This window comes from Blastococcus sp. SYSU DS0552 (assembly GCF_054050815.1).
Map to the genome: position 1 here is coordinate 1 of NZ_JBJHAB010000038.1, position 6,161 is coordinate 6,161.

Sequence of the window (6,161 nt, forward strand, 5' to 3'; positions counted from 1 at the left end):
GGCGTGGCGTGCCCGCCACGCCGCCGGGCCGCGGACGGCATCCGGCAACTGCCAGGCGATCGACCGGCGCGTGCCCCTCGACGGCTCAGCTGGTCGTGGTCGAGGCGTGGTCGGCGGCCTCGCGGGCGGCCAGCCGCTCCTTCTGCGGGATCACGACGTACTTCGGGTCCTTGGTGCTGGCGATGCCCGCCTCGAAGACGCCGAACCGGGTGAGCAGCGAGCCGGCCGCCAGCAGCGTGCCCGAGGCGACCGCGCCCCACCGCTTCCGCCCGGCCACCGCCGTCAGCCCGGCGCCCACCGCGGTGCACGCCTGCGCCGCCCGCATCAGCTTCCCGGGCCGCCCCTCGTGGAACGGCTCGCTGAGGATGCCGTGGTCGTTCTCGACCTTGTGCATCGCGGCCAGCTCGATCGCCGCCCCGGCCATCGCCATCTTCCGCGCCGGCGCCGCCTCCTCCACCGGCGTGAACACCATCGTGATGCCCCCACCGGCGGCCATCGCCGAGCCGCCGAAGACGAACGGCAGCTGGGTGTGCGCCGCGTGCCACGACGGCACCGCGGTGTTGGCCAGCAGCACGCCGGTGTAGGTAGCGAGCGGCCCGCCGAACAGCGCCGCCACCGCGCCGCCGAAGCGCTTGAGCCGCGGGAACCAGCCCAGCAGCTCCACCGCCGCCGTCGCGCCGGCCGCCGCGCTGAACGGCGCCAGGATGTAGGTGCCCACCGACAGCGGCGACGTCGGCTTGAGCACCCGCAGCATGTGCAGGAACCGCTCCGGCCGCCCCAGGTCGTGGATGAGGAAGACCACCGACAGGATCGACCCGGCGCCCGCGGTGTACCGCGACACCCGGGTCAGCGCCGGGCGGTCGGTGACGTCGGCCAGCGCGCCGAGGATCGCCGACGAGCCGGCCGCCCCACCCAGGAACAGGTAGAGCGGCACGTCCGGCGTCTTCCACACCGGCGTCTTCACGATCTGCCGGCCGTAGTACGAGGTGAACTCGACGTCGTCGACCATCGCGACCTCGCCGCGACCCCGGCCCCCGCCGCGCTTGCGGCGCTTCTTGTCCGTCCGCTGCACCGCCGGGCCCTGGTCGGCCTGGCGCCACCCCGAGCCCGGGCTGGTGATACCGCCGGTCATGTCACCTCCGCCGCGAGCCGATGATCGCCGTGACGGCGACCCCGACCATCATCGCCGCGGCCTTGCCGGCCGCCTTCCACATCGCCGGCAGGTCACGGGTGGTGACCACCGGGTCCGGCGGCAGTCCGTAGACCTCCGGCTCGTCGAGCAGCAGGAAGAAGGCCCCGTCGCCGCCGACGCCGTCGTTCTCGTCGCGGCCGTAGAGCCGGGCGGTCTCCACGCCCTGCGCCTTGAGCGTCGCCAGCCGCGCGTCCGCGCGGGCCTGCAGCTCGTCGAGGTCACCGAACTGGATCGACTGCGTCGGGCACGCCGTGGCACACGCCGGCTCCAGCCCGTCGGTGAGCCGGTCGTAGCACATCGTGCACTTGAAGACCCGGCCGTCGTCCTTGCGCTGGTCGATCACGCCGTAGGGGCAGGCCGCCACGCAGTAGCCGCAGCCGTTGCAGATGTCACCCTGCACGACCACGGTGCCGAACTCGGTGCGGAACAGCGCCCCCGTCGGGCAGACGTCGAGGCACCCGGCATGCGTGCAGTGCTTGCAGACGTCGGAGCTCATCAGCCAGCGGATCTGCTTGTCCGCGCCGGTCTGGCCGGTCTGCGGGTCGAACTCGCTGAGCGCCTCGGCGTTGAGCACGCTCTGCTGGGCGTTCGCGAGGCTCACGTCGTCCCCGGCGACCGCCGGCGACGGTCCGCTGCCCTGCCGGTCGTCGCCCGGCCGGCCGAAGGTGGGCATCGGCAGGTCGACGGCGCGGCTCTGCTCGATGAACGCCACGTGCCGCCAGGAGTTCGCGCCCAGCTGCCCGGTGTTGTCGTAGGACATGCCGGACAGGCCCAGGGCATCGCGGACGCCGTGGGAGTCGTCCATCGGGAGCGTGTTCCACTCCTTGCACGCCACCTCGCAGGCCTTGCAGCCGATGCAGACCGAGGTGTCGGTGAAGAAGCCCACCCGCTTGGGGTGCTCCTCCTCGTAGCCGGCCTCGGCCGAGACGTCGGGCAGCGGGCCGAACAGCCGGTTCTCCGGGTCGCGGCCGGTGAAGGCCGGGCTCGCCGAGCTGATCGTCATCTCGCTGCCTCCCGCACGTCGTCCTGGCTCACCATGACGGGTCCTGGCTCACGACCGGCGCTGAGCAGGACCCGGAACGATCAGCTGACCTGATCATCGCGATCCCGCCGGTCACTGCGTGGACCCTTCCCCGGCCTCGGCGGCCACCGGGTCGCGGCCGTTGAGCCCCACCCGGCCCGACTCCACCCCGGCCCGCCGGCGGTAGCTCTCCACGAAGTCGAGCAGCTCCGGGCCGCGCGGGCGTCGTCCCGGCACGATGTCGGCGGTGCTGACCTTGTCCTCCTGGATGTGGGTGTTGGCGTCGAGCACGATGCCGAGCAGGTCGTTGGCGGAATCCCCGGTGGAGATGCCGCTGTAGGACCAGTGGTACGGCATGCCGATCTGGTGCACGACCGTGCCGTTGCGCAACCTGATGGGCCGCATCCGCTCGGTGACCAGCACCTTCGCCTCGATCGCCGTCCGGGCGCTGACCAGCGTGGCGTAGCCGCCGTTGGTCAGGCCGCGCAGCCGGGCCAGCTCCGGGCTCACCTCGACGAAGAACTCCGGCTGCAGCTCCGCCAGGTAGGGGAGCGTGCGGCTCATCGCGCCCGCGGTGTGGTGCTCGGTGAGCCGGTAGGTGGTCACCTGGAACGGGAAGACGTCGCTGCGCGACGGGTTCTCCCGGTTCCACGGACCCGGGATCCGCTCGATCGTCGGGTTCGCCTGCACCTCGTACAGCGCGTTCCCGACGACCGACTCCGCCGGCTCGTAGTGCGTCGGCAGCGGCCCGTCCACCAGGCCGGCCGGCGCGTAGAGCCAGCCCTTCCCGTCGCCCTGCATGACGAACGGGTCGTCGCCGCGCAGCGCGTCCTGCGCCCGAGCGTCGTCGGGCGGCACGTAGTCGGGGCGCTTGTTCTTCTCGAAGTCGGGGACGTCGAGACCGGTCCACTCGCCGGCCGCCTCGTCCCACCACACGTACTTCTTGCGCTCGCTCCACGGCTTGCCGTCGGGATCGGCCGAGGCACGGTTGTAGAGGACACGGCGGTTGAGCGGCCAGGCCCAGCCCCACTCGGGGGCCGCGGGGCCCTGCTCGGCCGCCGGCCTGCGCCGACGGGCCTGGTTGACGCCGTCGGCGTAGACGCCGCAGTAGATCCAGCAGCCGCCGGTCGTCGAGCCGTCGTCCTTCATCTGCATGTAGGAGTTCAGCAGCTGACCGTCGGGGCCGAAGCCGTTGATCTCGCGCAGCACCGCGTCGGCGTCCGGCTCGAACCGCTCGCCGTGCACCGGATAGTCCCAGGTGAGGTCCAGCAGCGGGCGGTCGCGCGGGTCGGTCGAGTCTTTCAGCCGCTCGCGGAGGATGCGGCCGAGGTGGAAGTAGAACCACAGGTCGCTGCGGGCGTCGCCCGGCGGCTCGACCGCCTTGTCCCGCCACTGCAGCATCCGCTGGGTCTGGGTGAAGGTGCCTTCCTTCTCCACGTGGGTCGCCGCCGGCATGAAGAAGACCTCGGTGCCGATGGTCTCGGGCGCCAGCTCGCCGGTCTCGATCTCCGGCGCCTGCTGCCAGAAGGTCGCCGACTCGATCAACTGCAGGTCGCGGACGACCAGCCAGTCGAGGTTGGCCAGGCCGAACCGGTTCATCCGGCCGTTGGGGTGCCCGACCACGGGGTTCTCCCCGACCAGGAAGTAGCCGGAGACCTTGCCCTCGATCATGTCGGCGATCGAGCGGTAGGAGCTGTGGTCGCCGTTGATCCTGGGCAGGTAGTCGAAGCAGAAGTCGTTCTCCGCCGTCGCCGCGTCGCCCCACCACGCCTTGAGCAGGCTGGTCATGTAGGCGCGCTTGTTGCCCCAGAAGCCCGCCTTGCCGGCGGCGTCGGCGACGTAGTCGTCGAGGTCGTCGTGCTGCAGCGCGTGGGGCATCGGGAGGTAGCCCGGCAGGATGTTGTACAGCGTCGGGATGTCGGTCGAGCCCTGGATGCTGGCGTGCCCGCGCAGCGCCATGATCCCGCCGCCGGGGCGGCCGATGTTGCCCAGCAGGAGCTGCAGGATCGAGCAGGTGCGGATGTACTGCGCGCCGACGCTGTGCTGCGTCCAGCCCACCGAGTACACCCACGCCGTCGTCCGGTCGCGGCCGCTGTTCTCGGTGACCCACCGCGCGACCTGCTCGAAGACCTCCGGCTCGATGCCGCAGACCTCGGACACCATCTCGGGGGTGTAGCGGGCGTAGTGCCGCTTGAGGATCTGGAACACCGAGCGCGGGTGCTGCAACGTCTCGTCGCGCTTGGGCTTGCCCGGGATCGGCGGCCCGCCGCTGCCGGCCGCCTGCGCGCGGTCGGACCTCGTGACCGACGGGTCGTCGTCGGTCCGGTCCTGCTCCGCGGCCTCGGCCGGGTCGTCGGCACCCGACTGCGCCGGCTCCTCGAGCTCGTACTGCCAACTGGATTCGTCGTAGGTGCTCGTCTCCGGGTCGAAGCCGGAGAACAGGCCGCCGAGGTCCTCCGCGTCGACGAACTCCTCGCCGATGAGCGCGGCGGCGTTCGTGTAGGCGGTGACGTACTCCTTGAAGTACAGCTCGTTGTCGAGCACGTACCTGATCAGGCCGCCGAGGAAGGCGATGTCGCTGCCCATCCGCAGCGGCACGTGCAGGTCGGCTATCGCACTGGTCCTGGTGAACCGCGGGTCGATGTGCACGATCTTCGCGCCGCGCGCCTTGGCCTCGGCCACCCACTGGAACCCCACCGGGTGGCACTCGGCCATGTTGGAGCCCTCGATGACGATGCAGTCGGCGTTCGCGAGGTCCTGCTGGGTGTTCGTGGCGCCACCACGACCGAACGAGGCACCCAGACCGGGCACCGTGGAGGAGTGCTATATGCGCGCCTGGTTCTCGATCTGGATGGCGCCGAGGGCGCTGTAGAGCTTCTTCATGAGGTAGTTCTCCTCGTTGTCGAGGGTCGCCCCTCCGAGGCTCGCTATCCCCATGGTGCGGTTGACGCGCTTCCCGCCGTCCTCGTCCTGCCAGCCCTTGCGGCGTGCCTCCAGGACGCGGTCGGCGATCATCTCCATCGCCGTGTCGAGGTCGAGGTCCTCCCACTCCGTCCCGAACGGGCGGCGGTACTTGACCGTGGTGACCCGGGTCGGGCTGGTGACCAGCTGCTTGCTCGCGCTGCCCTTGGGGCACAGCCGCCCGCGGTTGACCGGCGAGTCGGGGTTGCCCTCGATCTGGACGATCTGCTCGTCCTTCACGTACACGTTCTGCGCGCAGCCGACGGCGCAGTACGGGCAGACGCTCTTCACGACGCGGTCAGCGGTGGCGGTGCGCGACACGGTGGCCTCGGTGGCCTTGCTTCGCGCGGCCTTGCCACGGCCCAGCGGGTCGGAGCCGGTGAGCTGGCGGTACACCGGCCAGCTGTCGAGCCAGGTCTTCACCTGCGTCACTCTGCCATCCGGCGTCCCGCGCGGCGCGCCGACAGGCCCGGGCACCGGATCGGGACCGTCCGCAACGGGCGGTTGCGGACGGCCGCGCGGGCGGGGACCGGGCCCCCCGTGGGCCCGGTACCCGCCCGCGCGGTCGCCGGGTCAGCGCGCGGCGCCGTCGCGCTGCGTCGCGGTGAAGGTGAAGGTGAAGGTGCTGGACTGCCGGCGCAGCTCGTCACCGGCCGTCGACGGGAACGAGACCGTGGTCAGCAGGTGGTCCACCCCGCCGGGCCGCCGGCTCGCGGCGCCGGCGAGCGCCTCGTCCATGACGATCGGGCCGGCGTAGAAGTCGGTCACGGCGCCGCCGCACGACCAGCCCCCGCCCGCCTTCGTCCACGGCGTGGCGCAGGACTGCACGCTCATCTGCAGGCCGTCGACCCGGTCGGGGGGGGGGGGGGGGGGGGGGGGGGGGGGGGGGGGGGGGGGGGGCGGCGGGCCCCCCCCGGCCGCCGGGGGCGGCGGGGCCGGCGGGGCCCGCTTGCGGCCCCACGCGCGCGGCGCGGCCGCGGCCGCGAA

The 6,161-nt window shown here is 72.2% G+C and carries 3 protein-coding genes and 1 pseudogene; all 4 read right to left on the reverse strand.

Annotation, left to right across the window (positions count from 1 at the left end):
- Window positions 1–85: 85 nt before the first annotated feature.
- A complete protein-coding gene (gene nrfD / locus ACI8AG_RS20335) occupies window positions 86–1,132 on the reverse strand; it encodes an NrfD/PsrC family molybdoenzyme membrane anchor subunit (protein WP_456598474.1) in 1,047 nt (348 codons plus the stop codon).
- Between the two features lies 1 nt (window position 1,133).
- Complete coding sequence (locus ACI8AG_RS20340; RefSeq protein ID WP_456598475.1) at window positions 1,134–2,195, reverse strand: 4Fe-4S dicluster domain-containing protein; 1,062 nt, start codon at window positions 2,193–2,195, stop codon at window positions 1,134–1,136.
- A 111-nt stretch (window positions 2,196–2,306) separates the two neighbouring features.
- A pseudogene (gene fdh, locus ACI8AG_RS20345) lies at window positions 2,307–5,606 on the reverse strand (formate dehydrogenase).
- 141 nt (window positions 5,607–5,747) lie between these two features.
- Window positions 5,748–6,008, reverse strand: a complete 261-nt coding sequence (locus tag ACI8AG_RS20350) for a hypothetical protein (protein ID WP_456598476.1) — start codon at window positions 6,006–6,008, stop codon at window positions 5,748–5,750.
- Between the last annotated feature and the right edge of the window lie 153 nt (window positions 6,009–6,161).

Bases quoted from the DNA above. Each gene is read 5' to 3' on its own strand.
- nrfD (WP_456598474.1), bottom strand. From the start codon at position 1,132: ATGACCGGCGGTATCACCAGCCCGGGCTCGGGGTGGCGCCAGGCCGAC.
- ACI8AG_RS20340 (WP_456598475.1), bottom strand. From the start codon at position 2,195: ATGACGATCAGCTCGGCGAGCCCGGCCTTCACCGGCCGCGACCCGGAG.
- ACI8AG_RS20350 (WP_456598476.1), bottom strand. From the start codon at position 6,008: ATGAGCGTGCAGTCCTGCGCCACGCCGTGGACGAAGGCGGGCGGGGGC.